Source organism: Amycolatopsis thailandensis, assembly GCF_042723255.1.
GTDB classification, from domain to species: domain Bacteria; phylum Actinomycetota; class Actinomycetes; order Mycobacteriales; family Pseudonocardiaceae; genus Amycolatopsis; species Amycolatopsis thailandensis.
In genome coordinates, this window is record NZ_JBHXJK010000050.1 from 1 (window position 1) to 25,664 (window position 25,664).

Consider the following 25,664-nt stretch of genomic DNA (forward strand, 5'->3'; position numbering starts at 1 on the left):
TGTTCGGGGGCTCTCTTTTTTTTTTCTTCCTCCTAGGACTTGGGGGGCCCCCAGACTATATACTCGTTGCCCGCCCCACCCCTCATGACACACGCGAGAGGTGAGGCTAGCTTCGGCGGCGCGGCCGGAGGCGTTGCGCGGCCAAGGTCGCGACCACCCCGGTCACCGCACCGACCAGCGCCGGCTTGAGGCCGTGCCGGTCGGGGTGCTCCACCACCGGCCGGACCACCACGGGAGGCGGCGGCTTGACCGGGTCCGGCGGGGCGTCGCGCGCGGTCGCCGTCCAGGCCGTGACGAACACCAGCATCCTCGCCACCAGCGAGATGAAGAAGATCAGACCGATGATGGAGCCGAACGCGACCCCGGTCGGCGAGTTCCCGATCAAGCGCAGGTAGATCCCACCGGCCTGCTTCAGCAGTTCGAAACCCACGGCGAGCGCGACAGCGCCGCGCATCGCGCTGCGGACCCCGACGGGTTTCCGCGGCAGCCGGGTGAGCACCCAGAGGAACACGAGCCAGTTGGCCAGCAGGGCCAGCGGAATCGAGATCGCCGACAGCACGTTGTGCCCCCACGCGGTGTCGTCGACACCCGCCAGCCCCAGCAGGTACCGGCCGAGCGCGGACCCGGAGATGGTGATGGCGAAGGAGAGCAGCAGCGCGGACGCGAGACCGAGCAGCGCGAGCAGGTCCGCGGCGATCGTGCGCAGCAACGGCAGATCCGACCGGTTCTGGCCCCACAGCGCGGTGAGCGCGTCCCGCAGCGAGTTCATCCAGTTCCAGCCGGAGTACAACCCGATGATCAGACCGATGAGCCCGACGCTGGTGCGCTGTTCCACGAAACCGGTGAGCAGCTCCCCCGCCTTGTCGCCGAGCCCGCCGGGCAGCGTGCCGGTGATCGCGTTCAGCATCGACTCGATCAGCTGCGGCTGGCTCGCCAGCACGAAGCCGGCCACCGACACCGCGACCATGAGGATGGGCACCAGCGAGAACAGGCTGAAGTAGGTGATCGACGCGACGTAGTGGTACCCGCCGTACTCGATGTAGCGGTTCACCGCCCGCGCCACATGGTCCAGCCAGCGGTAGCGGGCACGCAGCCGCTGCCATTTCGTCGGTGTTCGCTTCTCCCTCACACGCCAATGTCTACCTCAGGCAGGTCACGGCTCGTGGGCAACACGCGATCAGGCGAGCGCGATCAGCTCCGAGCCGTCGTCCTCCGGCAGCGACGGGCCCGCGGTCGCCAGCACGGTGTTGCCGAGAAAGTCCAGTTCACAGCCGAGGGTGGAGAGGAACGCGGTGTCGGCGGCGTCCCGCCCGGTCGCGATCCGGCTCAGGCTCTGCCTCGGTGCGAGACCGGTGGCGTCGAACACGTACCAGCGGCCGTCGATCGCGGCCTCGAACACGGCGTGGAAGTCCATTGGGGACAGTCCGGGCGCGTAGACCGCGGCGAACCTGGCGGGGATGTCGAGCACGCGACACAGCGAGATGCACACGTGCGCGTAGTCGCGGCATACCCCTTCCCCGGCGAGGTAGGTGTCCACGGCGTCGTCGGTCGGGGAACCGGAACCGACCACATAGGACAGGTGCTCGCCCACGTGCCGGACGATCGCCTCGACCTGGGTGCGCGCGTCGGGCAGGTCGCCGAAGCGGGACAGCGCCAGCCCGCCCATCCGGTCCGAAGGGCAGTACCGGCTGGGCCTGGTGTAGCGGATCACGTCCTCCAGGCCGGCGCGCTCGGCGTCGGCCTGACCGAGCGCGCGTCCGGCCCGGTACCGCACGACGTGCTCGCCCTCCGGGAGATCCAGCACCTGGGCGCGGGTCCCGTGTTCGAACGCCACTTGGCGTGGCGGCGCGGGATAGGCGAACTCCTCCTGGTCGGCCCCGCCGGCGAACGCGACCACGAACGCGGCGGGGCCGGGTTTCGTGACCCGGAAGGACATTTCGACATCGACCTGTACGTGGGGACCCATGGCCCCATGGTGCCCCACCGCGCCGCTCCGGGCCGATCAGGCGTAACGGACCTGGTAGTGCTTGATCCCGTTGAGCCAGCTCGACCGGAGGCGGTCCGGCTGGGAGACCTCGGAGATGTTCGGCATGACGTCGGCGATGGCGTTGAAGATCAGGTCGATCTCCAGCCGTGCGAGGTTCGCGCCGATGCAGTAGTGCGATCCCGTGCCACCGAAGCCGACGTGCGGGTTGTCCTCGCGGAGGATGTCGAACTTCTCCGGCTGGTCGAAGTGATCCGGGTCGAAGTTCGCCGAGCTGTAGAACATCCCGACCCGGTCGCCCTTGCGGATGCGCTGCCCGCCGAGTTCGGTGTCCCTGGTCGCGGTGCGCTGGAAGGCGACCACCGGGGTGGCCCAGCGGACGATCTCGTCCGGCGCGGTCTTCGGCCGTTCCTTCTTGTACAGCTCCCACTGATCGGGGTGGTCCAGGAAGGCCTTCATGCCGTGGGTGATCGCGTTGCGCGTCGTCTCGTTGCCCGCGACGGCGAGCAGGATGACGAAGAACCCGAACTCGTCGGACGCCAGCGATTCGCCGTCGACGTCGGCCTGCACCAGCTTCGTGACGATGTCGTCCATCGGGCACTTTCGCCGCTCTTCGGCCATGTTCCAGGCATAGCCGACGATCTCCGCCGACGCGGCGAGCGGTTCGACCTCGTACTCGGGGTCGTCGTAGGACACCATCTGGTTGGACCAGTCGAAGATCTTCAACCGGTCTTCCTGCGGGATGCCGATCAGTTCGGCGATGGCCTGCAAGGGAAGTTCGCACGCGACGTCGACGACGAAGTCACCGGAGCCCTTCTTCTTGGCCTCGCTGACGATCCGCTCCGCGCGGTCGCGCAGGGTGTCCTCGAGCTTCGCGATCGACCTCGGCGTGAAGCCCTTCGACACGATCCGCCGCAGTTTCGTGTGCTGCGGGGCGTCCATGTTGAGCAGGACCAGCCGGTTGGCTTCGAGGCTGTCGTCGGTCATGTGCTCGTCGAAGCGGATGATCGCGGTCTTCTCCCGGGAGGAGAACAGCTCGCTGTCCCTCGACACCGCCTTGACGTCTTCGAGCCGGCTGACCACCCAGTAGCCGTCATCGCGGAAGCCCGCGGTGTTGTGCGGCTGGGGGTTCCACCAGACCGGTGCCGTGCGACGGAGTTCCGCGAACTCCGCCAGAGGCAGTCTGGTGGCGTACAGATCCGGATCGGTGAAATCGAAACCGGCGGGGATCAGGGGAGCGGCCACGGGCTACCTCCTACGCGGTTCGCCAATGAAACACGTTCTAGACCCGATTGAAGCATATGGCGTCCGTCACGTGAAGAGTTTTAGTGAAACCCGTTAACTCAACCGGGCTCGATCAAGGAATCCCAGCGAGAAGCGGAAACCGCGACCAGTGATCAAAAACAGGCCAACCCTGGGGTGGCTTGCTCAAATCAAGAACGTGTTCTACTTTTCTCGGTAGTGAACAGTGTTTCCCAGGAGGCGAACGTGGGTAGTCCGGTGATCGTCGAGGCGGTCCGCACCCCTGTCGGCAAGCGCGGGGGCCACTTGGCGGGTCTGCACGCCGCCGAGATCCTCGGCGCGGCGCAGCGCGCCTTGCTCGAACGCGCGGGACTCGCTCCCGAGCTGGTCGAACAGGCCATCGGCGGTGCCGTGACCCAGGCCGGTGAGCAGGCGGGCAACGTCACGCGGACGGCGTGGCTGCACGCCGGGCTCCCCGAGACCACGGGCGCGACGACCATCGACGCCCAATGCGGCTCCGCGCAGCAGGCGACCCACTTGATCGCCGGTCTCATCGCGGCCGGGGCGATCGACGCGGGGATCTCCTGCGGTGTCGAGGCGATGAGCCGGGTACCGCTGGGCGCGAACCGAGGCGAAGGCATCGGCACGCCGCGGCCCGGGTCGTGGTCGATCGACATGCCGAACCAGTACGGCGCGGCCGAGCGGATCGCGGAACGCCGCTTGATCACCCGCCCCGACGTCGACCGGTTCGGGACGGCGTCGCAGGCCAAGGCCGCCGCCGCGTGGGCGGCCGGGCACTTCGACCGCGAGGTCGTCGCGGTGAAGGCCCCCGTACTCGGCGAGGACGGCACCCCGACCGGCGAGACGCGGCTCGTGACCCGCGACCAGGGCCTGCGTGAGACGACCGTCGAGGGGCTCGCCAAGCTCAAGCCCGTCCTCGAAGGCGGCGTGCACACGGCCGGCACGTCTTCGCAGATCTCCGACGGCGCCGCCGCGCTCCTCCTGATGGACTCGGACCGGGCCAAGGCACTGGGCCTGAAGCCCCGGGCGCGGATCGTCTCGCAGGCGTTGGTCGGCGCGGAGCCGTACTACCACCTCGACGGCCCCGTGCAGGCGACCGAACGCGTCCTGGCCAAGGCCGGGATGACCATCGGCGACCTCGACCTCTTCGAAGTCAACGAGGCCTTCGCTTCAGTTGTGCTTTCGTGGCAACGGGTGCACCGGCCCGACGAGGACAAGGTCAACGTGAACGGTGGCGCGATCGCCCTCGGGCATCCCGTCGGCAGCACCGGCGCCCGCCTGCTGACCACGGCGTTGCACGAACTGGAGCGCCGTGACGCGAGCACCGCGCTGGTGACGATGTGCGCCGGCGGCGCGCTGTCCACCGGCACGATCATCGAACGGATCTAGCAAGAGGTACGGCAAGGCGAACGTGTCGTGCCGTCGAGGTGTGCGCCCAATGTGGCATTGGGGACGTCGAGTGTCCCCCATGCCACATTGGGCGCACCCTGGGATCAGGTGGACTTGGGGGTCGTGTCTCGAAGGCTCCCTTTGAGACATCCCGAAGCGCGGCCGGAGGCGCCAGAACCCGGCAGGGCTTGACGCGAAGGATGCCTTCACGGACTCGCCGCCCGCCAGGACACGTTTGACTTGGCCCTCAAGGGAACCACCTCACCGCTCAGGCCTGACCCAAGGCGACCTCGACCACCGGACCGTTGTCCGGCCTCGCGAGCCGTTTGCTCCCCTGGCCCTCCTTCCAGAAGTCGAAATAGATGGTGTTGCCCTCGACCCAGGTCAGCACGACCTCGGTGAGGTCGAGGCGGAACACGTGGGCCTCTCCGTCGTCACCCTGAAGGCGGGCGACCTCCGCCGGATCGGTGATCTCGACGGCGTTTCCCGACACTTTCGCGTCCGCGCCGCCCTCGTCGATCGCCGAGGCGGCGTGGATCGCGAACCTGCCGTCACGTCGCAGGTCCTTCGCCTTCATCGCGTTGATCATCGAACCGATCAGCAGGTCCTGTTCGCGGAAATCGACCTCACTGCCACTGACCCGGGGCGAACCGTCCCGCCGGACCGTCGCCAGCACGTGCGACTTCGCCGCGGTGAACCGCTCCTTGATCTTCTCCGCCAGCGCGGGTGCCTCTTCACTGAACTGCTGCCACGTCGCCATGCGGAAAAGCATCCCACCGGGGTCCGACAGTTTCGAGAGCTCAGGGTCGCGGTGCCCCCATCGGATTCGGCAGCGGGATCGCCCCGGCGTCGAAGATCCGGCGGCTCAACGGGACGGCGATCCGCACCACCTCCGCGGCGCCGTCCTCCCCCAGCGCGTCGAGAGGACCGGTGGCGAGGCGGTCGGTGTCGTCCTCGATCCGTTGGCGCAGAACGATTCCTGGCTCGGTGAGCTTCAGGTCGCCGTCAAGGATGCCCCGTCCGGCCAGCCGCGCGACGCTCTCGTCCCAATCCTCGTCGGACCAGCCGCGGTTGCTCTGGAGAACCTCGCGCGTCACCGCCCCGCTGCCGATGTGGGTCAACGTGGTGTCGAGCCCGCGCAGCCCGGCGGCGACGGCGGAAAGCACGTGACCGTCCCCGCGATGTTCGCGCAGCACCGTCGCCGCGAGCCAGATCCTCCCGATCGGTGTCGCGGGCCGGGCGACCGAGGACCAGGCGGCGGCGAGTGGCCTGGCCGCGTAGTCGCAGCCTGTGACAGCCAGTTCGAGCAGCTCGGCGAGTTCTTCGAAAGGCGCGCCGGCGGGCAGGAGCCGCTTCAGGGCGACCTCGACGGCGTCCATCCGGGTCTGGAGCACGACGGCGGGCTCGGCGTACTGCCACGCGTCGGGCAGGGATCGCGCCACCATGCGCGGGGCGAACCCGAAGAGCATCGCGGTCGCGGGTGGTTCCGGCAGCGGCCCGAGCGGCGCGACCCGGCCGGCGAAGTAGCCCATCCACCAGCTCGGCAGGCCCACCGCCTTGGCCGCGGCCGCCGTTTCCGGCGCGAAGTAGACGACGGCGTGCAGCGGCTCGACCGCTTCCCATAGACGGCGCTGAAGTGACTTCACCTCCCCATCTTGGCCCCCGCCGAAAACCGGATGCGGCTCGTCGCCGGGTGGTGTGTGATCACGGGCATGGCGATCACTGTGGAGAAGCCGGGCATCGACGGCCTTGAAGAGGCCGTGGCCGAGCTACGGGAGTGGCAGTCCGATGGGGTGGCCTGGCAACTGCATCCCGGTGACCTCGGCTGGTTCTGGCGCAAGGGACCGGAGGAGACGGCCGCGGCGGTCCGGATCTGGCGCCGGGACGGCCGGATCCTCGCCGTCGGGTTCCTGGACGGAGCCGACCTCCTGCGGTTCACGACCGCGCCGGACGTCCGCCGCGACGAGGAACTGGCTCGGCGAGTGGCCGAAGACGTGGCCTCCCCGGAGCGCGGTGTCCTGCCCGAGGGGAACGTCTTCGTCGAGGCTCCGCCGGACGCGCTGCTTCAGGAAGTGCTGCCCGGACACGGCTGGCACGTCGACGACGAAGAGCCGTGGACGCCGCTGAGCCTCGACCTCACCGAGCCGGTGAAGGCGCCGGACCTGCGGATCGAGACGGTCGGAGCAGACCTGGCGGCCGCGTGGGCCGAAGTCATCGGGACGGCGTTCAACGGCTCGACGTTCACCGCCGAGAAGTGGCGGACGATGGCGGCCGGGCCGGCGTTCGCCGATGCCCGGTGCCTGCTCGGCTATGACGACCGAGGGGCCGCCGTCGCGGCGGTGGCCGTATGGTCGGCCGGTCCCGGCAAGCCAGGGTTGCTCGAACCGATGGGCGTGCACCGGGACCAGCGCGGTCACGGCTACGGCCGGGCGATCACCGTCGCCGCGGCGGCCGCGCTCCGGGAGCTCGGCTCGTCGAGCGCGGTCGTGAACACGCCCAGTTCCAACGTCGCCGCCGTGACGACCTACAAGTCGGGTGGGTTCCAGCCGTGGCCTGAGACACGGGACCTGGCGCGGGACGCCTAGGCGCGACTGAAGGGGACTTTCCCCGCATCCCACGCGGTGAAGGGCGCTTTACCCGCATGGCATGTGGGGAAAGCGTCCTTCAGCCCCGGTCCCTAAGCGCCGTAAACACTTTCGGGCACCGGAGCCTCCGCGAGCAACTCGCTCACCACCGGCCCGAGCTCGGCGGGCGACCACCGCGATCCCTTGTCCCGCACCGCGCCATGCCGCCAGCCCTGCGCGATCGACACGCGTCCGCCGTCGACCTCGAACACCCGCCCGGTCACCCCGGACGACTCCTCGCTGCCGAGCCACACCACCAGCGGCGACACGTTTTCCGGTGCCATGGCGTCGAAACCGGCCTCCGGCGCGGCCATGTCGTCGGCGAACGCCTCTTCGGTCATCCGGGTGCGGGCGGCCGGAGCGATCGCGTTCACCGTGACGCCGTAGCGCGCGAATTCGGTCGCGGCGACCAGCGTGAGCCCGAGGATCCCGGACTTCGCGGCCGAGTAGTTCCCCTGCCCGACGCTGCCGAGCAGCCCCGCCCCGGAGCTGGTGTTGATCACCCGCGCTGTCCGCGTCCGGCCCGCCTTCGCCTCGGCTCGCCAGTACTCGGCGGCGTGCCGCGTCGGCGCGAAATGGCCTTTGAGGTGGACGCGGATGACAGCGTCCCATTCGTCCTCGCCGAGGTTGACCAGCATCCGGTCGCGCAGGAACCCGGCGTTGTTGACCAGGACGTCCAGCCCGCCGAAGGTTTCGACGGCTGTCCGCACCAGCGCCGCGGCGCCGTCCCAGGACGCGATGTCGTCGGTGTTCGCCACCGCCTTGCCGCCGAGCGCCTCGATCTCGTCGACGACGTCCTGCGCCGGCCCCGCCGACCCGCCGCTACCGTCGATCCCGGCGCCGAGGTCGTTCACCACCACCCGCGCGCCCTCGGCGGCGAACGCCAGCGCGTGCGCCCGTCCGATGCCTCGACCGGCCCCGGTCACCACCACGATCCGGCCGTCGGCGATCCCGCTCACACCGGCTCCTTTCGTTCTGTTGCCACGGAATTGGAAGCGGCGAGGAAAGCGGGCAGCTCTCCCCCGCCGTGCACGGTCAGGCAGGCCCCGCTGACATAGGAGGCCAGCGGAGACGCCAGGAACACCGCACAGGAACCGATCTCGTCCGGCTCGGCCAACCGTCCTAACGGGACTGTCGCGCCCACGGCCGCGATCCCCGCCTCGTCTCCGTAATGCAGATGCGAGTGTTCCGTCCGCACCATGCCGACGTCGAGCGCGTTGACCCGCACCTTCGGCGCCCACTCGACGGCGAGCGTCGCGGTCAGGTTGTCCAGGCCCGCTTTCGCCGCGCCGTAGGACGCCGTCCCCGGCGACGGTCTCGTCGCGCTGACACTGCTGATGTTCACGATGACGCCGCCACCGTCCTGGCGTTGCATGAGCGCGTTCGCCGCGCGGGCGACGGTCAGTGGCGCCAGCAGATTCAGCGCGACGATCTTCTCGTGGAACCGCGGTGACGCGTCCGACGCCTTCGCGTACGGCGCGCCACCCGCGTTGTTGACCACGACGTCGAGCCTGCCGTGCCGCCGGACGACCTCCTCGATGAGCGCGTCGACCTCTTTCGGGTCGCGGACGTCGCAGGAGATGAAGGTCGACGCCCTGTCTCCGGCGCACACCGGCCGCTCCGGTTCGGTGCGGGCGCAGGTGACGACCTCGGCGCCGGCCCGCAGAAAAGTCCTGGTGACACCGGCGCCGACGCCGCGTACCCCGCCGGTCACCAGCACCACGGCACCGTCGAGCCGGAGTTCGAGTGTCATGCCGGTCCTCCTTCACGGTCGCTGTACCCGGGCCGGACGTCCTGCTAACGTACCAAGCAAGTGCTAGGTTTGGTAGCCGAGAAGGGTGCAAGATGACCGTTTCCACCCACTCACCGGAGCCCGGCATCGCCGTGGTCACGGTCGACGCGCCCCCGGTGAACGCGCTGAGCGTGAAAGGCTGGTTCGCCCTCGCTTCCGCCCTCACCGACGCCGGGCGGGATCCCGCGACGCATGTCGTGGTGCTGCGCGCGGAGGGCCGCGGGTTCAACGCCGGGGTCGACATCAAGGAGATCCAGCGCGATCCGGGATACGGCGCGCTGATCGGCGCGAACGAGGGCTGCGCGGCGGCGTTCTCCGCCGTGTACGACTGCGCGGTCCCGGTGATCGCCGCGGTGCGGGGCTTCTGCCTCGGCGGTGGCGTCGGCCTGGTCGGCAACGCGGACATCGTGATCGCCAGCGAGGACGCGACCTTCGGGCTCCCCGAGGTCGATCGCGGGGCGCTGGGCGCGGCGACCCATCTCGCGCGGCTGGTCCCCCAGCACCTGATGCGGGCGCTGTACTACACGGCTTCGACGATCACCGCGGCCCAGCTGCACCACCACGGTTCGGTCTACGCTGTGGTCTCGCCCGACGAGCTCGACGAGACCGCGCTCGGCGTGGCGCGGCAGATCGCGGCGAAGGACACCCGCGTGATCCGCGCCGCGAAACAGGCCATCAACGGCATCGACGTCCAGCCTGTCCACCGCAGTTACCGGTTCGAGCAGGGATTCACCTTCGAACTCAACCTGGCGGGCGTCTCCGACGGTGCGCGCCAGGAGTTCTTGGACGGTAAGGGGAAGTGATGGCCGACAAGCGGATGACGCCGGACGAGATCGTCGCCGAACTCGAGGACGGCATGACGATCGGGATCGGCGGCTGGGGTTCCCGGCGCAAGCCCATGGCGCTGGTGCGCGCGATCCTGCGTTCGCCGGTCAAGGATCTCACCGTGGTCTCCTACGGCGGTCCGGACGTCGGACTGCTGGCGTCGGCGGGCAAGATCAAGCACCTCGTCTTCGGCTTCGTCACCCTCGACACGATCCCCTACGACCCGTGGTTCTCCCGGGTGCGGGAATCCGGCGCGATCACCGTCACCGAGTACGACGAAGGTGTCTTCGGGACCGGCCTTTCCGCCGCCGCGCAACGACTTCCGTTCCTGCCGACGCGCGCGGGCCTCGGCTCGGGGGTCATGGACCTGAACCCGTCGCTGCGCGTCGTCCGGTCGCCCTACGACGACGCCGAGGAACTGCTGGCGGTGCCCGCGCTCGAACTCGACGCGGCCTTCGTCCATCTCAACCGCGCCGACGCCCGCGGCAACGCGCAGTACCTCGGCCCGGATCCCTACTTCGACGAACTGTTCGCGCTCGCCGCCGACAAGTGTTACGTGTCAACGGAAAAGATCGTGGAGACCGCGGAACTCGCCGAAGCGGGGCCGGTGCAGAGCCTGCTGCTGAGCCGCATGCTCGTCACCGGGGTCGCCGAAACGCCGAACGGCGCGCATTTCACCACCGCCGTCCCGGACTACGGACGCGACGAACGTTTCCAGCGTCATTACGCCCAGGCCGCCAAGGATCTCGACGCGTGGCCGGACTTCGTCGACAGGTTCCTGTCCGGGGACGAAGCGCAGTACCAGAAGGCCGTCGCCGAGTTCGGGGAGTCCGCGTGAGTGACATCAGTCGTGCCGAAGTGGCGGTCGTCGCCTGCGCCGAGTTGTTCCGCGGTGACGGCGAGATCGTGGTGAGCCCCATGGGTTTCGTCCCGTCGCTGGGCGCCAGGCTCGCCAGGCTGACGTTCGAACCGGACATCCTGCTGTCCGACGGCGAGGCGTACCTGATGACGCCCGACGCCGTCGTCGAAGGCTGGCAACCGTTCCGCAAGGTCCTCGACACCGTGGTGCCGCGCGGAAAACGTCACGTGGTGATGGGCGCGAACCAGATCGACGGCGAGGGCAACCAGAACATCTCGGCGATCGGCGAGCATTCCCAGCCCAAGAAACAACTTCTCGGCGTGCGCGGCGGGCCGGGCAACACCGCCAACCATCGCACGAGCTACTGGGTCCCCCGGCACAGCAAGCGGGTCTTCGTCGATCGGGTCGACATCGTGTCCGGCGTCGGCTACGCCAGGGCGCGCGAGGCCGGCCTGCGGCATCACGACGTCCACCGCGTCGTCACCAACCTCGGCGTCCTGGACTTCGGCGGGGAAGACCACGCGCCGAGGCTGCTTTCCGTGCATCCGGGGGTTTCCGTGGACGAGGTCGTCGAGGCGACGTCGTTCCCGCTGATCACCGACGACGTCACGGAAACCCGCCTGCCGACCGAGGCCGAACTGCTTTTGATCCGGACCAGCCTCGACCCGAAGTCGTCGCGGGACAAGGAAGTCCCGTCGTGAAGACCGCACTGACCGAACTGGCGGGCATCCGGCACCCGGTCGTGCAGACCGGCATGGGCTGGGTCGCCGGGCCGCGGCTGGTGTCCGCGACGGCGGAAGCGGGCGGCCTCGGCATCCTCGCCTCCGCGACGATGACCTACGACGAACTGGCGGCGGCGATCAAGGAGGTCAAGAGCCGCACGTCGCGGCCCTTCGGGGTGAATCTCCGCGCGGACGCCGAAGACGCCGGGCGCCGGGTCGAACTGCTCATCACCGAGGAAGTCAAGGTCGCTTCCTTCGCGCTCGCGCCGAAGAAGGACATGATCGCGCGGCTGAAGGATCACGGCGTCCTCGTCGTCCCCTCGGTCGGCGCGGCCAGGCACGCGGAAAAGGTCGCGGGCTGGGGCGCCGACGCCGTCATCGTGCAGGGTGGCGAGGGCGGCGGGCACACCGGCGGGGTCGCGACGACACTGCTGCTGCCGTCGGTGCTGGACGCCGTCGACATCCCGGTGGTCGCGGCCGGCGGCTTCTTCGACGGCCGGGGGCTGGCCGCCGCGCTGGCCTACGGCGCGGCGGGGGTCGCCATGGGCACCCGGTTCCTCCTGACGAAGGAAAGCACCGTCCCCGACGAGATCAAGCGGGCGTACCTCGCCCACGACCTCAACGGCACCGTCGTCACCCGCAAGGTGGACGGGATGCCGCATCGCGTCCTGCGCACGGAACTGGTCGACGCGCTCGAATCCGCCGGTCCGGTGAGCGGGCTCGCCAGGTCGGTCCGCAACGCCGCGAAGTTCCGGAAGCTGAGCGGGCTGTCGTGGCGCTCGCTGGCCACCGAGGGCCTGCGGATGAAACGGGGCGGCGACCGGACGTGGTCACAGGTGCTGATGGCCGCCAACACGCCGATGTTGCTGCGCGCCGGTCTGGTCGAGGGCGATCGGACCGCCGGGGTGCTGGCGTCCGGGCAGGTCGTCGGCCTGCTGGACGACCTGCCCGCGGTCGGCGAGCTGATCGAGACGATCGTGGCCGACGCCACCGACGCCCTTCGGCGGCTGGCCTCCGAGTGAAGGACCGAGCGCGCTGTGCTTGACTTCGGCCATGATCTCGGAGAGTCGTTGTCCGGTCGAGGACGGTGAGCTGTACGTCCGCAGTACCGGCGAAGGGCCGCTTCTGCTCCTGATCGCCGGTGGGCTGGGCTCGGCGGACACCTTCCGGGCGATGACGAAGCTGCTCGCCGACGACCACACCGTCGTCACCTACGACCGGCGCGGCCACTTCCGCAGTACCGACACCAGCACCGGGCCGGTCAGCGTGCCGAAGCAGGCCGACGACGCCCACGCCGTCCTCCAGCACGTCGGCGGCGGGCCCGCGAGCGTGTTCGGGACCAGCGCGGGCGCCCTCATCGGCCTCGACCTCGTCGCCCGCTACCCGGACGCGGCGAGCGTCCTGGTCGCGCACGAACCGCCCGCCGTCCAGCTGCTCCCGGACGCGCTCGGCTGGCTCGACGAGGCCAACGCGCAGGTACGGCTCGCGCAGGCGGGCGATCTGATGGGGGCGTTCAAACGGTTCACCGACGGTATCGCCGGTGCCGCGCTGCCCGAACTGCGCGCGATCCGGCTGCCGAACGAGGACGACTGGAAACGGCTGTTCGCCCGCGAGCTGGCCGAGATCCTCGACTACCTTCCCGACCTGCGGGCGCTGCGGAGGGCCAGGACCGAGATCTTCCCCGTCGCGGGTGTCGGCAGCCGGGGTCACTACCACTACCAGCCCGCGAAGATCCTCGCGCTGGAACTGGGCTTGCCGTTCACGGAGGTGCCCGGGGCGCATCTCGCGCCGCAGCGGAACCCCGCCCAGTTCACCGAAGCGCTGCGGGACCTGCTCGACGGCTGAGCCTCACGCCATCAGGGGCAGCTTCCCGACCAGCTTGTCGATCCGGTTGCGGGGTCCGACGATGCCGACCGCGCAGAACTCCATCTCCTCGGTCGGGATCTCTTTCATCGTCGCGAGGAAATCGGTGTAGACGCGGATCTGCTGGGCGACCCCGGGCATGTCGGCGACGTGACAGCCCGGCGAGGCCGCGGCCTTCGCGCGGACGGCCCGCAGCTTCTCGGCGTCGGCCGTCAGGATCGAGCAACCGACCCACGGCAAGCCCGTGTAGTGCTCGCCGTCGACGTCGACCGCTTCGTCACCCAAGAGACCTGTCACGGCCTTCGTCGTGGCGACGGCGGTGCAGACCGCCGCGTTGACCGCGCGACCGGGCGGCAGCTCGCTGTTGACCACGATGACCCATTTCAGCCTGGCGGCTCGGGTGGACGCGGTGAAGTCGATCTCGTCGGGGGCGAACCCGATGGCCGTACCGTACTCGGACATTCAGCTGGACTCCTGCTCACATCAACGGATGAACAAGGCCAAGCTAAGAGGACATACGAGTACAGTCCACCGTGTTCGTACTTAATACGGTGGAAGGTCCGAGATGGCGCGGCTGGACGAACTTGATAAGGCGATCCTGGCGCAATTGCAGTCGGACGCACGGAAGACCAACCGCGAGGTGGCCGCCGCGGTGGGGGTTTCGCCGACCACCGCGCTGGACCGCACCCGTGGTCTGCGGGAACGCGGCGTGATCCGGGGCGCGCTGCTGGACGTCGATCTGCCGTCGATCGGCCGCGGGGTGCAGGCGCTCATCGCGGTGCGGGTGCGGCCGCCCTCGCGACGGAACATCGAAGGCTTCCGGAACTGGGTCAACGCGCTGCCCGACCTCGTCGGGCTCTACGTGACCACCGGGACCGAGGACTTCATCCTGCATGTCGCGGTCCCGGACAACGACAGCCTCTACGCCTTCGTGATCGACAAACTGACCGAGCGCCCGGAGGTGGCGGACGTGCGCACCTCCATGGTGTTCGAGCACAGCAGGCGTACCAGGATCACGCCGGTGGACCAGTGAGCGGGCACGGGACCAGGCCATGTCTCTCGATTCACTGACGCCGCGCTGCCGCACCTGGTCCTGAGGTTGAAGGGGACTTTCCCCGCATGCGATGCGAGCAAAGCTCCCTTGACCGCGTGCGACGCGGTGAAGGTCCCCTTCAGCCACGGCGTCGGTGTCCCCAATGCCTCATTGGTGACGCTGAGCGTCTCAAATGCGACATTGGGAACAGTGACCACGTGAGAAGCGGGAAAGGTCCCCTTGCGCCCGAGCCTCAGAGCTCCCGGATGACGCGGGCCGGGTTGCCCGCGGCGAACACCTTCGACGGCAGGTCTCGCGTGACGACGCTGCCCGCACCCACCACCGTGTTGTCCCCGATGGTCACCCCGGCGCAGACGATGACACCGCCACCGAACCAGACGTTGTCCCCGATCGTGATCGGCGCGGCCGACTCCCAGCGCTCCCGCCGCAGTTCGTGGTCCTCCATGGGATGCAGCGCGGTCAGCAGCTGGCAGCGCGGTCCGATCGAGCAGTCCGAACCGATCTTGATCGGGGCGCAGTCGAGAAGGATCGCGTCGTAGTTGAGGAAACTGTTGGCGCCGATCTCGATCAGATAGCCGTAGTCGCACTGGAACCGCGGCATGATCCAGGAACCCTCACCGAGTTTTCCCAGCAGCTCGCGCAAAACCGTGTCCCGCTCACCGGTCTCCTCGGCGCCCGTGCCGTTGAAACGGTCCACAAGCGCCTGCGCGCGCCTGCGGTCCGCGACCAGTTCGGGGTCGTTGTCCCGGTACAGCTCGCCGCGCAGCATGCGGTCCTTTTGCTCACCCATGCCGCCAACCTACCGAAAGTGCCCTGCCGGCGGGCTTCTCCGGGAAGCCGCCGGCAGGGCGGGTAAAGCGATGGCGGAGTGTTCTTCAGTTGTGTCGATCGTTTCGAGTAGGGCCGGCCCGGCGGGTGGGTGAGGTGTAGGGGGGACCCGCCGGGCCGGAGTATCTTCCTCCTGTTCGCCGGTGCTCGTTGGCGTTGAACCGCCTCGGCCGTCGGAGTGAGCCGAGGACGTCCGGGGTGGTCGCTCAGCGCCTCATTCGCGGCACTGGCGACCTTCGTTGACGCAGTCGACGAGGCGTTCCATGATCCTGTCCGGCATCACGTTCGCGAAATCGTCGTGGTCGGAGAAGGGGTTGTGATCCTCTTCGGGGAAAGAGTCCACTTTGTACTGTCCATCGACCTGGATCCGCCGGGGGATCTCGTAGGTCAGCGAGATGGTGAGCTCCGGAACCGCGGTCAGGCCGTTCCCGCATTCGCCGTTCTCGTCGGGGTACTTGATGTGGTCCCGGTGGTTTTCGCTGTCGATGTCGTTCCCGTCGAGACAACTCGGGAACGTGTGCACCCGCTTGACGTCGCTGCCTTCCGGGCAGATCGGGTACTGCTTGACGACCCGGTTCTCGAAGCCGGTGCAGGTCCAGCTCTCCCGCGCGTTGGCGGGCCCGTTCGTGGCGACCTTCGCGTCACCGTAAAGGATCCGGAGGAACTTCGGCATCTCCTGCACCTTCTCCTGGGCGTTGCCCTTGAAGGTGATGTCGACGACCGCGGGGCGCTGGATCTCACCGTCGTTGCCGGCGAGCTCGTTGTCCGCGTTCCGCTCCCGCCCGGTGTCGATCCGGACCACCGGCCAGAAGTACGTCGATTCGTCGCCGTTCTCACAAGTGGTCCCGGCGCCGAGCAGGCTGTCGTTGTCGGAATCCGCGTTCGTGGAAAGGTTTCCGACGTAGTCGTGCAGATGCTGCGCGCCGTTGCGGATGCCCGGCTGCGCGATGAAGTTGTCGGGATTGAAATGCCCGTTCTCGTTCCGTCCACAGTCGACGGTGAACGAGCCCGTGGAAGCGTTCCGGCCCGGCCGCGGCTTGCCCGCGTTCGGCCGCACCTCGGTGATGTCCACGAACTGCGACTTGTCTGCCTCGTCCGCGGAGGCGCGTTCGGGGTCGCCGGTCGTGGTGGACACCACCAGCCCGCCGACCGCGATCGACAGGCCCAGCAACGTGGTCGCGATCTTGGTCCTGCGGGCGATACGGTGGCGCCCTTGATTTCGTGCCATGGATTTTGCACCTCATTCGTTTCCGGATGAGTTACGCATTCGCCGGTTTTCGATCCGGTTACCAGTGAATACGGTTCCCGCCGGGAACCGGTTCAAAAAAAGATCGAAAAAGGTTACCGGCGCACGACGGCCAGCACGGTGCCGTCCTGCTTGTGCACCTCGAAACGTTCGACGTCGGCTTTCCGCAACGCCGTCGAACCGGTGATGACGAGCGGGTCCGGGGAACCGGGAACCCCGTACCCCTTGGCCGGGACGCTCCAGTTGTTGACGACGTAGGCCTCTCCGCCGCGGGAGTAGGCGAAGAGCTGGCAGGTCATCGGCCCGGTGAGGCCGCGCAGTTCGAGCTCGACGGCGCTGCCCCACTCCTTCTCCTGGACCGTGACCTCGGCGGCGACCGCGTTGCCCGCCTCGGACCAGCCGAAGGGGGCGGCGCCACCGTCCGGGCCCGCCTCCCTGGACGACGACGGCGGCGGCGTCACCACCGAGGTGACGACCGTGGGCGCGGCCTGCGTGATGACCGGTTCACGGTTCGTGAGCGAAAGAACGACGAGCGGTCCGCCGATGACGAGCACGAGTACGGCGGCGGCCGTCGCGAGCCGGATGATCCGGCGACGGCGGTTCGCCTTGGCGGCGTCCGCGAGCAGCATCCGCAGCACGCGCGGCCCCGGCCCCTTGACAGGCGGGTCCGGCCAGCTCTTCTTGACCATGTCCAGGATGTCGGGCAGGTGGTACATCTCCACCAGTTCGACCTGACACTCCGGACACTCCAGCAGATGCGCCTCGAACCTGACGTGATCCTCTTCGCCGAGGACGCCGAGCACGTAGGCGGCGATATCCGTGTGCGGCGCTCCGGACACCTCGCTCACCCCCGCTCCTGCAGCGCCCTGCGCAGCGCGCGCACAGCGTGGTGGATCCGCGATTTCACCGTACCCGGCGGAACCCCCAGCGTCGCCGCGACCTCGTTCACGGTGCGGTCACGCAGGTAGGTCTGCTGGACGGCCTCACGTTGTTCCGGGGAAAGATTGCGCAGGGCCTCGTAAACGATCATGGCCGCGAGCGTCTTCTCCGATTCGTCCGGTACTCCGATCGAATCCGACTCCAGTTCCTCCACCTCTTGAGGGCGGGCGCTGCGGCTCCGCCAGCCGTCGATGACGATGCGCCTGGCCACGGTGAACAGCCAGGCGCGCAGCATCTCCGGCTGCCGGTCGAGCTTGCCGGCGTTGCGCCACGCCTTGATGAGCGTCTCCTGGACCACGTCCTCGGCCCATTGGCGATCGTGACCGGTCAGCTTCAGCACGAACGCCATCAGGCTCGACCCGAACTCCTGGTACAACGCCCTGATGAGGTCGTCATGCCCGTTCGACACGGGTTCATGATCGACAATTGGCTGCAGTATCCGAGAGTGGCGTCCCACGCGGCACATCTTTGTGCGATCAGGGGCGATAAGTCCAGTACCAAAACCGTTCGGTACCGGTTTCTCCACGCGGTGAAAGTTTTTTGAACCGTTCCCGACTCGTGACCGTATCCCCTACCGAAGACCCCGACCCGGCGCTGTCCCCCGCATCGCCGAATCCACTGTGGATCATGACTGTCCACAGTGTACTTAAACCTGCCTGCACACACTCCTCTGGCCCCGACAGGAGGATTTCCGTGAACCCCGTGTCACGCTCGGTCATACCTCTGACCCTGACCCTGTCCGCGATCGCGCTGACCGCGGCCTGCACCACCGGTACCGCGGGACCGAACGGCTCTCCGGGCGCGGCCCCCGCCGCCGGCGCGGCGCAGATCCCGGGTATGCCCGACCCCAGGGCCGAACCGGCCCCCGGTGTCACGGCGGCGATCCTGTTCGATCTCGGACCGATCGTCACCGACACGAACGGCTTCACGCTCTACCGCTACGACAAGGACACGGTCAACCCGCCGAAGTCGAACTGCGCCGAAACCTGTTCGCGCACCTGGATTCCCGCCAAAGCGGGCGGCGACCTCGTGGTGACCGGGCTCGATCGCGCCCTGGTCGGCACCGTGACCAGGGACGACGGCACCGAGCAGGTCACGCTCGCGGGCTGGCCGCTCTACCGCAACGCCGACGACGCGATGCCCGGCAACACCGGCGGGCAGGGAGTCGACGACGCGTGGTTCCCGGTCAAACCGGACGGCACGAAAGTGCTGCTCACCGCGGACACCTGGCAGGCCGATGACCTCGGCATCTGACCTCCCCAGATTCTCCCGCCCGATGCTCGTCCTGCTGGTCGCGGCCGTGGTGACCCTGCTCGGCCCCGTCGGCGACGCGCACGCCCAGCAACTGTCCGCGGCGGACCGGAACCTGATCGTCAACGTCAAACTGGCCGGGCTGTGGGAAATGCCCGCCGGGATGTGGGCGCAGGAACGCGGGAAGAGCAAGCGGGTCCGCGAAGTCGGCCGGACGCTGATGATCGACCACGGCAGGCTCGACACCGCGACGCACGGCATCGCCGACCGCTTCGGCGTCACCCTGCCGACCGAACCGTCCGACCAGCAGTCCGCGTGGCTCGGCGAGATGAAGGCCGCCCGCGACGACACCGAGTTCGACCGGATCTTCGCCAACCGGCTCCGGTACGCGCACGGCGTGCTGTTCCCCATCATCGCCCAGGTCAGGGCCGGTACCCGCAACGACGTCGTGCGTGACTACGCCACCACGGCCAACCAGGCGGTGCTGCGGCACATGACCCTGCTGGAGAGCACCGGCGTCGTCGACCAGTCGCTGATGCCGGAAGCCCCGGTGCCGCAGGCGAACAACGCCAACGCCGCGATGGACGTCGGCTTCGGTGACCTCGCCCTCGGCCTGCTGCTCGCGGTCGCGCTCGGCGGCGGACTGTTCCTCGCCGTCCGGACCCTGCGAGCCAAGAACACCCGGACCCGCAAACGCGCGGCCGCCGCCGAACCGGAACCGGTTCCCAGTGCCTCAGGAGAGATCCATGTATGACCAGTGGTCCGAGGTGGTGATAGTCCTGACCCAGAAGACGGACACGGATCCCGGAATCAAGGGCATGGCACAGACCTCCGCCCGGATCTCCTACGGCTTCATGTGCTTGACCCTGTGCTGGGGCGTGCTCACCGCGACCGGCTGGATCAAGTCGCTGACCGGCCGGAAAGCGCTGCGCAACTCGCATATGGTGCTCGGCATCCTGGCGCTGTCGTTCGGTGTCGTGCACGCGATGTCTTTCCTGTTCCTTCCCGACGGGTTCACCCTGGCGCAGATCTCGATCCCGCTCCTGCCGGGCACGCTGGCGCGGCACGAACTCGGCGTCATCGGGCTCGAGGTCATGATCGCCATCGCGCTGACCGGCGGGATCAGCCGGTTCAGTTCCTACCGGCGCTTTCTGTGGATCCACCGGCTCGCCTACCCGGCGGTCGCGATCACGGCGCTGCACTCGTTCTTCGGCGCCATGGCCAACGGCCACCTCGGCCTCCTGTGGTTCGGCGGGATCACGCTGCTGGTCCCCGCGCTGCTGCTGACCGCGCTGCGGTTCACGCCCACCCGGTACCTGGAACGGCTGGGCCTGGTCGAGGAACTGGTCTGACGGCCGCACGAAACGACTGGGAGAAACGAAAAATGATCTTCGGAAGCGTACGGCGCGGCACCCGTGTCAGCGTCGACAACGAGCGGTGCGAGATCTTCGGCTTCTGCGAGATGGAAGCGCCCGCCACGTTCAAGATCGGGCCGGACGGCAAGCTCCGCATCCGCCGGATGGTCGACCGGGACGGCTTGGACCAGGCCATTTCGGCGGCCAGGCTCTGCCCGAAACAAGCCATCAGAGTCAAGGGAGAAGGAGCGTACGACGATGAGTGACGGAGACCGGATCGTCATCGTCGGCGCGGGCGTCGCCGGGCTCCGCTCCGCGGAACGCCTGCGGGAGCTCGGTTTCGACGGCGAGATCGTGCTGGTCGGCGACGAGCCGCGGAAGCCGTACCACCGGCCGATGGTGTCGAAGGAACTCGTCACCGGCGGGGTGAAGCCGGTGGCCGCGAGCCTGGAGCCGTACCTCGACCTGGACGTCCACTGGCGGCTCGGCACCCGCGCGACCTGGCTCGACAGCAAGGAACGCACCGTGCACCTGCCCGGCGGGGAATCCCTCTGGTACGACGGTTTGATCATCGCGACCGGGGTCTACCCCCGGCATCTGCCCGGCTCGCCGCGCCACGACCCCCGGGTCCGTGTGCTGCGCACCGTGGAGGATTCACTGGCCGTCCGGCGGGCTTTGGGGAACAGCAACAAAGCCGTCGTCGTGATCGGCAGCGGCCTGATCGGGAACGAGTTCGCCGCGTCGATGCGGCACATGGGCCGCGACGTCACCCTCATCGGCCACGCGAAGGCGCCTTTGCACCGCTTCGGGGAGCGGATCGCGTCGGCGCTCACGAAGGAACACCAGCATCATCGCGCCAAGCTGGCGATGAACACCGAGGTGCGGAACTGGATCAGCACCAAGGAGACGGTCGGGCTGCACCTGACCAACAACCAGTTCCTGGTGGCCAGCTGCGTGGTGCTCTCGATCGGCAGCGTGCCCGCCGTCGACTGGCTGCGCGGCTCGGAGCTGACCATCGACGACGGCGTCCTGTGCGAAGCCACACTGTTCGCCACCGGGGCCGAGGACGTCGTGGTCGCCGGCGACGTCGCGAAATGGCCGAACCTGCGGATCGACGAGACCCCGCGCCGGGTCGAGCACTGGATGAACGGTGTCGAATCCGGGCGCGTGGCGGCGGAAAGCCTGATGCTGGGCCGGGGCAACGCGCGGCCGTACACGCCGCTCCCCCGTGCCTGGTCGTCCTTGTACGACGCGCGCTTGCAGACCGTCGGGATGCCGTCGCTGGGCAAGGACACGATCGAACTTTCCGACGGGGTCACCGGTTTCGTCCGTGACGGCAGGCTGATCGGCGCGGCGGGCTGGGACCGGCCGAAGGCGATGATCCACTGGACCGCCGAACTCGACCGGCGGCTGCCGGTGCCCGAACCGGTGTTCCCCGCCCCCGCTCCCGCCGAACCTTCGTTCGCGGCCGGCCTTGGGGAGCCGACGCCGATCGGGGAGGACGTCCTCGCCCCCTTCGAGCGGGACTTCCTGTCCGACACCCCGACCGCGGCCGTACCCGCGCAGGAGGAGATGCCCTGGGCTCGCGTTCCCGCCGGGTGACCCGGGTTCGCGACCGGACCGGGGCCGCGCGCGGCGGCCGCGGTCCCCTCAGGTGGCGGTGGGCAGCTGGGCCTCCGCACCCACCGCCACCCCCTGGGGACGCCGGAAGGATCCCGGACCGACGGAGATTCGGGCTCCGTCGGAAACCGTCCTTCCAGCCTCCCCGCATCCGGTCGGGGCCCTTCCAGGCTTGACTCACCTGGGAGGGCCCCGATCTATGACCTAGTGACTCACGTGCGCAAAGACGTGACTCACGTGATCGAGGCCGGAACTCGCGTGATTGGAGGCGGAACTCGCGTGTGCGGCGTCTGATCACGCGAGTTCCGCCTCCAAACACGCGAGTCACGGCTCTGATCACGCGAGTTCCGTCTTTGAGCACGCGAGTGCGGGGTGGACTCTGACCGCATCGCACGCGCGGAGGCTCCCTTCGCGTCGAGATGCCCACGTCGGAACGCGTTGCGAAAGCCACTTTCGCAACCTTCAACGTTGCGAAAGTGGCTTTCGCGGCACCGCCCGCCGAGGTGGTGGCCAGCTGGCAAGGCACCCGCCCGGCACAGCCGTTCGCCTACCCGTGAAGGCCTCCTTCCCTACCCTGAAGGTAGTGAAGGAGGCCTTCACGGACTCACCACTCACGAGGCCGGCGCCTTCACCACCACCGTGTCGTCCGGACCGACCGGACGCCCGTCCGAGGCGTGGATCTCCAGTGCCCGCAACGGAAGCCCGCCGTCACGATCCACCAGTTCGGACCGCGGTTCACCTTCGGCGAAGAAGTGCGCTTCGCCCCACTGCCGCAGCGCGACGATCACCGGGAACAGGTCGCGCCCCTTCGCCGTGAGGACGTACTCGCTGTACGTGCTCCCGTCCGAAGCCGGGACCACGTCGAGCACCCCGTGCCCGACGAGCGCCCGCAGCCTGGCGGACAGGATGTTCTTCGCGACGCCGAGGCCACGCTGGAACTCCCCGAAGCGGCGGACGCCGTCGAAGGCGTCACGCACGATCAGGAGCGACCACCAGTCGCCGATCGTGTCGAGCGAGCGCGCCACCGGGCACGGGGCTTCGTCGAACGTCGTCCGCTTCACCATGGTTGCATCTTACTACCGGCTTGCCCTACCGTTCGAGTGGTAGCAAATTGAAACCACCTGGAGGGTCAGTGCGGCTCGGAGTCGTCCTGCTGTTCGCCGTGGCCGCCGGGACGGCCGTCGCCACGATCTACTTCGCCCAGCCCTTGCTCGTCACCATGGGCGCCGATCTCGGGATCGCCGCGTCGACCGTGGGCGGCATCGTCACGCTCACGCAGCTCGGTTACGGCCTGGGCCTGTTCCTGCTGGTCCCGCTCGGTGACCTGCTCGAACGCCGACGCCTCGTCGCCGGGTTGCTGACGCTGCTCGCGGTCGCCGAACTGGTGGCCGCGACCGCCCCGAACGGCCTGGTGCTGTTCGCCGGGATGGCGTCGATCGGCGTGCTCGCGGTGGTCACGCAGCTCTTGGTCGCGTTCGCGGCCTCGCTGGCGGATCCGGCCGGACGAGGGCGCGTGGTCGGCCTCGTGACGACCGGTGTCGTCCTCGGGATCCTGCTCGCGCGCACGGTTTCCGGGACGCTGGCCGACTTAGCCGGCTGGCGCGCGGTGTACGTCGTGTCCGCTGTCGTGACGGTGCTGATCGCGATCGTGCTGTACCGAGTGCTGCCCGCTTCGTCCCCGGCCGGCAACGGCATGACCTACCGGCGGCTGCTGCGTTCCACCCTGTCCCTCTTCGCCGAGGAACCGGTCTTCCGGACGCGCGGAACGCTAGCGCTGCTGATCTTCGCCGCGTTCGGCACCCTCTGGAGTTCCGTCGCCCTGCCGCTCAGCGAAGACGGCCTTTCGCACACCGCCATCGGCGCGTTCGGGCTGGCCGGGGCCGCGGGGGCACTGGCGGCGGCGCCCGCCGGACGGCTCGCGGACCGCGGCCGGGCACGGTGGACTACCGGGCTCGCGCTCGGCCTGCTCCTGGTTTCCTGGGTGCCACTGGGTTTCACGCGTTCGTCACTGTGGGCGCTGGCTGTGGGCGCCATCCTGCTCGACCTGGCTGTCCAGGCCGTACACGTCACGAGCCAAACGCTGATCTACCCGCTCCGCCCGGACGCCGGCAGCAGGCTGATCGGCGGGTACATGATCTTCTACTCGGTCGGCAGCGGCATGGGAGCCATCGGCTCGACAGCCGTCCACGCGGTCGCGGGCTGGACCGGAGTCTGCCTGCTCGGCGCGGCCTTCAGCGCGTCGGCCCTTGCCGTGTGGAGTGTCAAAGGCGCTCGATGATCGTGACGTTCGCCGTCCCGCCGCCTTCGCACATGGTCTGCAGCCCGTAGCGTCCGCCGCGGCGTTCGAGTTCGTGCAGCAGGGTCGCGAACAGTTTCGTCCCGGTCGCCCCGATGGGATGGCCGAGCGCGATCCCGCCGCCGTTGACGTTGACGCGGTCCGGATCGGCGCCCGTCTCCTCGATCCACGCCAGGACGACGCTCGCGAACGCCTCGTTGACCTCGAACAGGTCGATGTCCTCGATGCTCAAGCCGGTCTTGCGCAGCGCGTGCGCGGTCGCCGGGATCGGCCCGGTCAGCATCCACACGGGATCCGCCGCCCGCACCGAAAGGTGGTGGATCCTGGCGCGCGGGGTGAGGCCGTGTTCCTCGACGAACTTCTCCGACGCGATGAGTGTCGCGCTGGCGCCGTCCGAGATCTGGCTGGCCACGGCCGCGGTGATCCGCGAACCATCGCTCAGCGGCTTCAGCCCGGCCATCCGTTCCAAAGTGGTGTCGCGCCTGGGCCCCTCGTCCAGGCCCGCTCCGGCGAACGGCGTGATCTCGGCGGCGAACCGGCCTTCGTCGATCGCCGCGATCGCGCGCTGGTGACTGCGGAAGGCGAACTCCTCCATCGCCTCACGGGTCAGGTCCCAGTGCTCGGCGATCATGTCGGCACTGCGGAACTGCGAGACCTCGACGCTGCCGTACCGCTCCTGCCAGCCCTTCGAGCCGGAGAACGGGTCTTCGAAGCCGTACTCTCGTCCGGCGAGCATCGCCGCGCTGATCGGGATCGCGCTCATGTTCTGCACGCCGCCGGCGAGGACGAGGTCCATCGTCCCGGACAGCACCGCCTGCGCGGCGAAGTGCACGGCCTGCTGGCTCGAACCGCACTGCCGGTCGATCGTCACGCCCGGCACGTGGTGCCCGAATCCCGCCGCGAGCCACGCCGTCCTCGCGATGTTCCCCGACTGCGGCCCCAGCGTGTCGCAGCAGCCGAGGATGACGTCGTCGACCAGGTCGGCCTCGACGCCCGATCGTTCGACGACGGCCTGGATGACGTGGGCGCCCAGATCGGCGGAGTGGACGCCGCTGAGCGCTCCCCCGCGTTTGCCGACCGGCGTCCGGACCGCGTCCAGTACGTAAGCTTCAGCCCGAGGTACGTTTTCCCTCCGAGGGCTCATCGATTCAGCCACGCCGCCTCCTTTTGGTCGCGATGCCGTCCAGCAGGATCCCGAGGTACTGCTGCGCGACGTCGTCCGCGCTCAGCGATCCGTCGGGGTTGTACCAGCGCACCGCCACCCAGACGGTGTCGCGGATGAACCGGTAGGTGAGTTCGACGTCGAGGTCCTCGCGGAACGCGCCGGCCGCGATGCCGTCGGTGAGGATCGCGTTCCACAGTTTGCGGAATTCGGTGTTGCGGTCGTTGAGGTAGTCGAAGCGCGGCAACTGCATCAGGTGTTTCGCTTCGGACTGGTAGATCGCGACCTCGGCGGGCCGCCGGTGAATGGATTCGAACGACGCCACGACGACGGCTTCGAGCGTTTCCCGCGGTCCTCGGCCTTCCGCGACGATCTCGGCGTACGCGCCGAAGAGTTCGTCGAGGAACCCGGTGAGGATCTCGTCGGCCATCGACTCCTTCGAGTCGAAATGGTGGTAGAGGCTGCCCGACAGGATTCCCGCCGCGTCCGCGATGTCCCGCACGGTGGTGGAGACATAGCCGCGCTCGGCGAACAATTTCGCCGCGAGGGCGAGCAGTTCGGCGCGGCGGGACCCTGGACTGGCTTTCATCGG

29 protein-coding genes are annotated in these 25,664 nt (G+C 68.7%); 14 read left to right on the plus strand and 15 right to left on the minus strand.

The genetic code is table 11. The features are described 5' to 3' along the window. Nucleotides 1-106 precede the first annotated feature (106 nt). Genes ACFWMR_RS20895 through ACFWMR_RS20905 form a run of 3 tightly spaced genes read right to left on the minus strand, consistent with a single transcriptional unit; the run spans nucleotide 107 to nucleotide 3,229 of the window. Complete coding sequence (locus ACFWMR_RS20895) at nucleotides 107-1,129, minus strand: YhjD/YihY/BrkB family envelope integrity protein (RefSeq protein ID WP_378279633.1); 1,023 nt, start codon at nucleotides 1,127-1,129, stop codon at nucleotides 107-109. A gap of 48 nt (nucleotides 1,130-1,177) precedes the next feature. Beyond that, the gene (locus ACFWMR_RS20900) at nucleotides 1,178-1,966 is read right to left on the minus strand and encodes a transglutaminase-like domain-containing protein (RefSeq protein ID WP_378279631.1); all 789 of its coding nucleotides are present in this window, start codon (nucleotides 1,964-1,966) and stop codon (nucleotides 1,178-1,180) included. A 36-nt stretch (nucleotides 1,967-2,002) separates the two neighbouring features. Continuing rightward, nucleotides 2,003-3,229, minus strand: coding sequence for a cytochrome P450 (locus tag ACFWMR_RS20905; RefSeq protein WP_093932632.1), 1,227 nt, complete (start codon nucleotides 3,227-3,229; stop codon nucleotides 2,003-2,005). A gap of 243 nt (nucleotides 3,230-3,472) precedes the next feature. On the opposite strand from ACFWMR_RS20905, the gene ACFWMR_RS20910 reads away from it, so the two are divergent. Then, the gene (locus ACFWMR_RS20910) at nucleotides 3,473-4,636 is read left to right on the plus strand and encodes a steroid 3-ketoacyl-CoA thiolase (protein WP_378379547.1); all 1,164 of its coding nucleotides are present in this window, start codon (nucleotides 3,473-3,475) and stop codon (nucleotides 4,634-4,636) included. 268 nt (nucleotides 4,637-4,904) lie between these two features. Here the strand turns inward: ACFWMR_RS20910 and ACFWMR_RS20915 are convergent, their stop codons facing one another. Then, nucleotides 4,905-5,396, minus strand: a complete 492-nt coding sequence (locus tag ACFWMR_RS20915; RefSeq protein WP_093932698.1) for a pyridoxamine 5'-phosphate oxidase family protein — start codon at nucleotides 5,394-5,396, stop codon at nucleotides 4,905-4,907. 40 nt (nucleotides 5,397-5,436) lie between these two features. Beyond that, nucleotides 5,437-6,282, minus strand: coding sequence for an SCO6745 family protein (locus ACFWMR_RS20920; protein ID WP_378379548.1), 846 nt, complete (start codon nucleotides 6,280-6,282; stop codon nucleotides 5,437-5,439). A 66-nt stretch (nucleotides 6,283-6,348) separates the two neighbouring features. Here ACFWMR_RS20920 and ACFWMR_RS20925 point away from each other — a divergent pair, with 66 nt between their 5' ends. Beyond that, nucleotides 6,349-7,221 (plus strand): GNAT family N-acetyltransferase, encoded by an 873-nt coding sequence (locus ACFWMR_RS20925; RefSeq protein WP_378379596.1) that lies wholly within the window; start codon nucleotides 6,349-6,351, stop codon nucleotides 7,219-7,221. 92 nt (nucleotides 7,222-7,313) lie between these two features. Here ACFWMR_RS20925 and ACFWMR_RS20930 read toward each other — a convergent pair whose 3' ends face one another. After that, on the minus strand, nucleotides 7,314-8,219 hold the full coding sequence (locus ACFWMR_RS20930; protein WP_378379549.1) for an SDR family oxidoreductase: 906 nt from the start codon (nucleotides 8,217-8,219) through the stop codon (nucleotides 7,314-7,316). Beyond that, nucleotides 8,216-9,013, minus strand: a complete 798-nt coding sequence (locus ACFWMR_RS20935) for an SDR family oxidoreductase (protein ID WP_378379550.1) — start codon at nucleotides 9,011-9,013, stop codon at nucleotides 8,216-8,218. The genes ACFWMR_RS20930 and ACFWMR_RS20935 overlap by 4 nt, the downstream gene beginning before the upstream one ends. 92 nt (nucleotides 9,014-9,105) lie before the next feature. On the opposite strand from ACFWMR_RS20935, the gene ACFWMR_RS20940 reads away from it, so the two are divergent. From ACFWMR_RS20940 to ACFWMR_RS20960, 5 genes are read left to right on the plus strand one after another with little or no spacing between them, the layout of a single operon-like run. Then, a complete protein-coding gene (locus tag ACFWMR_RS20940; protein ID WP_378379551.1) occupies nucleotides 9,106-9,855 on the plus strand; it encodes an enoyl-CoA hydratase family protein in 750 nt (249 codons plus the stop codon). Continuing rightward, nucleotides 9,855-10,715, plus strand: coding sequence for a CoA transferase subunit A (locus tag ACFWMR_RS20945; protein ID WP_093932638.1), 861 nt, complete (start codon nucleotides 9,855-9,857; stop codon nucleotides 10,713-10,715). The genes ACFWMR_RS20940 and ACFWMR_RS20945 overlap by 1 nt, the downstream gene beginning before the upstream one ends. Further along, the gene (locus ACFWMR_RS20950) at nucleotides 10,712-11,437 is read left to right on the plus strand and encodes a CoA-transferase subunit beta (protein ID WP_378379552.1); all 726 of its coding nucleotides are present in this window, start codon (nucleotides 10,712-10,714) and stop codon (nucleotides 11,435-11,437) included. Before ACFWMR_RS20945 ends, ACFWMR_RS20950 begins: the two co-directional genes overlap by 4 nt. Then, a complete protein-coding gene (locus ACFWMR_RS20955; protein WP_378379553.1) occupies nucleotides 11,434-12,480 on the plus strand; it encodes an NAD(P)H-dependent flavin oxidoreductase in 1,047 nt (348 codons plus the stop codon). Before ACFWMR_RS20950 ends, ACFWMR_RS20955 begins: the two co-directional genes overlap by 4 nt. Nucleotides 12,481-12,511: 31 nt before the next feature. Beyond that, nucleotides 12,512-13,303, plus strand: coding sequence for an alpha/beta fold hydrolase (locus ACFWMR_RS20960; RefSeq protein ID WP_378379554.1), 792 nt, complete (start codon nucleotides 12,512-12,514; stop codon nucleotides 13,301-13,303). A gap of 3 nt (nucleotides 13,304-13,306) precedes the next feature. Here ACFWMR_RS20960 and ACFWMR_RS20965 read toward each other — a convergent pair whose 3' ends face one another. After that, nucleotides 13,307-13,783 carry a DUF2000 domain-containing protein gene (locus tag ACFWMR_RS20965; RefSeq protein WP_378379555.1) on the minus strand — a complete coding sequence of 159 codons (477 nt, stop codon included), beginning with the start codon at nucleotides 13,781-13,783 and terminating at the stop codon, nucleotides 13,307-13,309. Nucleotides 13,784-13,886: 103 nt separating this feature from the next. Between ACFWMR_RS20965 and ACFWMR_RS20970 the strand changes: the two genes are divergently transcribed. Next, a complete protein-coding gene (locus tag ACFWMR_RS20970) occupies nucleotides 13,887-14,354 on the plus strand; it encodes an Lrp/AsnC family transcriptional regulator (RefSeq protein ID WP_378379556.1) in 468 nt (155 codons plus the stop codon). A gap of 253 nt (nucleotides 14,355-14,607) precedes the next feature. Here ACFWMR_RS20970 and ACFWMR_RS20975 read toward each other — a convergent pair whose 3' ends face one another. The 4 genes from ACFWMR_RS20975 to ACFWMR_RS20990 all read right to left on the minus strand — a co-directional run bounded on the left by ACFWMR_RS20975 (nucleotide 14,608) and on the right by ACFWMR_RS20990 (nucleotide 17,845). Continuing rightward, complete coding sequence (locus tag ACFWMR_RS20975) at nucleotides 14,608-15,165, minus strand: sugar O-acetyltransferase (RefSeq protein ID WP_378379557.1); 558 nt, start codon at nucleotides 15,163-15,165, stop codon at nucleotides 14,608-14,610. A 252-nt stretch (nucleotides 15,166-15,417) separates the two neighbouring features. Further along, on the minus strand, nucleotides 15,418-16,431 hold the full coding sequence (locus tag ACFWMR_RS20980) for a DUF1996 domain-containing protein (protein ID WP_378379558.1): 1,014 nt from the start codon (nucleotides 16,429-16,431) through the stop codon (nucleotides 15,418-15,420). Between the two features lie 113 nt (nucleotides 16,432-16,544). Next, the gene (locus tag ACFWMR_RS20985) at nucleotides 16,545-17,297 is read right to left on the minus strand and encodes an anti-sigma factor family protein (protein ID WP_093932646.1); all 753 of its coding nucleotides are present in this window, start codon (nucleotides 17,295-17,297) and stop codon (nucleotides 16,545-16,547) included. After that, nucleotides 17,294-17,845, minus strand: a complete 552-nt coding sequence (locus ACFWMR_RS20990; RefSeq protein WP_039919256.1) for a sigma-70 family RNA polymerase sigma factor — start codon at nucleotides 17,843-17,845, stop codon at nucleotides 17,294-17,296. The genes ACFWMR_RS20985 and ACFWMR_RS20990 overlap by 4 nt, the downstream gene beginning before the upstream one ends. A gap of 236 nt (nucleotides 17,846-18,081) precedes the next feature. Between ACFWMR_RS20990 and ACFWMR_RS20995 the strand changes: the two genes are divergently transcribed. From ACFWMR_RS20995 to ACFWMR_RS21015, 5 genes are read left to right on the plus strand one after another with little or no spacing between them, the layout of a single operon-like run. Next, a complete protein-coding gene (locus tag ACFWMR_RS20995; RefSeq protein WP_378379559.1) occupies nucleotides 18,082-18,642 on the plus strand; it encodes a hypothetical protein in 561 nt (186 codons plus the stop codon). 22 nt (nucleotides 18,643-18,664) lie between these two features. Further along, nucleotides 18,665-19,393: a DUF4142 domain-containing protein gene (locus ACFWMR_RS21000; RefSeq protein ID WP_378379560.1), complete on the plus strand. Its 729-nt coding sequence runs from the start codon at nucleotides 18,665-18,667 to the stop codon at nucleotides 19,391-19,393. Beyond that, nucleotides 19,386-19,991 (plus strand): ferric reductase-like transmembrane domain-containing protein, encoded by a 606-nt coding sequence (locus ACFWMR_RS21005; protein ID WP_378276890.1) that lies wholly within the window; start codon nucleotides 19,386-19,388, stop codon nucleotides 19,989-19,991. Before ACFWMR_RS21000 ends, ACFWMR_RS21005 begins: the two co-directional genes overlap by 8 nt. A 32-nt stretch (nucleotides 19,992-20,023) precedes the next feature. Beyond that, nucleotides 20,024-20,260 carry a ferredoxin gene (locus ACFWMR_RS21010; protein WP_005164337.1) on the plus strand — a complete coding sequence of 79 codons (237 nt, stop codon included), beginning with the start codon at nucleotides 20,024-20,026 and terminating at the stop codon, nucleotides 20,258-20,260. Further along, nucleotides 20,253-21,596: an NAD(P)/FAD-dependent oxidoreductase gene (locus ACFWMR_RS21015; protein WP_378379561.1), complete on the plus strand. Its 1,344-nt coding sequence runs from the start codon at nucleotides 20,253-20,255 to the stop codon at nucleotides 21,594-21,596. The genes ACFWMR_RS21010 and ACFWMR_RS21015 overlap by 8 nt, the downstream gene beginning before the upstream one ends. 629 nt (nucleotides 21,597-22,225) lie before the next feature. On the opposite strand, the gene ACFWMR_RS21020 is transcribed toward ACFWMR_RS21015, so the two are convergent. Further along, nucleotides 22,226-22,678 carry a winged helix-turn-helix transcriptional regulator gene (locus ACFWMR_RS21020; protein ID WP_093932651.1) on the minus strand — a complete coding sequence of 151 codons (453 nt, stop codon included), beginning with the start codon at nucleotides 22,676-22,678 and terminating at the stop codon, nucleotides 22,226-22,228. 68 nt (nucleotides 22,679-22,746) lie between these two features. On the opposite strand from ACFWMR_RS21020, the gene ACFWMR_RS21025 reads away from it, so the two are divergent. Further along, nucleotides 22,747-23,892 (plus strand): MFS transporter, encoded by a 1,146-nt coding sequence (locus tag ACFWMR_RS21025; protein ID WP_378379562.1) that lies wholly within the window; start codon nucleotides 22,747-22,749, stop codon nucleotides 23,890-23,892. Here ACFWMR_RS21025 and ACFWMR_RS21030 read toward each other — a convergent pair. Continuing rightward, the gene (locus ACFWMR_RS21030; protein ID WP_378379597.1) at nucleotides 23,876-25,054 is read right to left on the minus strand and encodes an acetyl-CoA C-acetyltransferase; all 1,179 of its coding nucleotides are present in this window, start codon (nucleotides 25,052-25,054) and stop codon (nucleotides 23,876-23,878) included. The genes ACFWMR_RS21025 and ACFWMR_RS21030 overlap by 17 nt on opposite strands. Before the next feature lie 4 nt (nucleotides 25,055-25,058). Then, nucleotides 25,059-25,661 (minus strand): TetR/AcrR family transcriptional regulator, encoded by a 603-nt coding sequence (locus ACFWMR_RS21035; RefSeq protein ID WP_378379563.1) that lies wholly within the window; start codon nucleotides 25,659-25,661, stop codon nucleotides 25,059-25,061. Nucleotides 25,662-25,664: the final 3 nt, after the last annotated feature.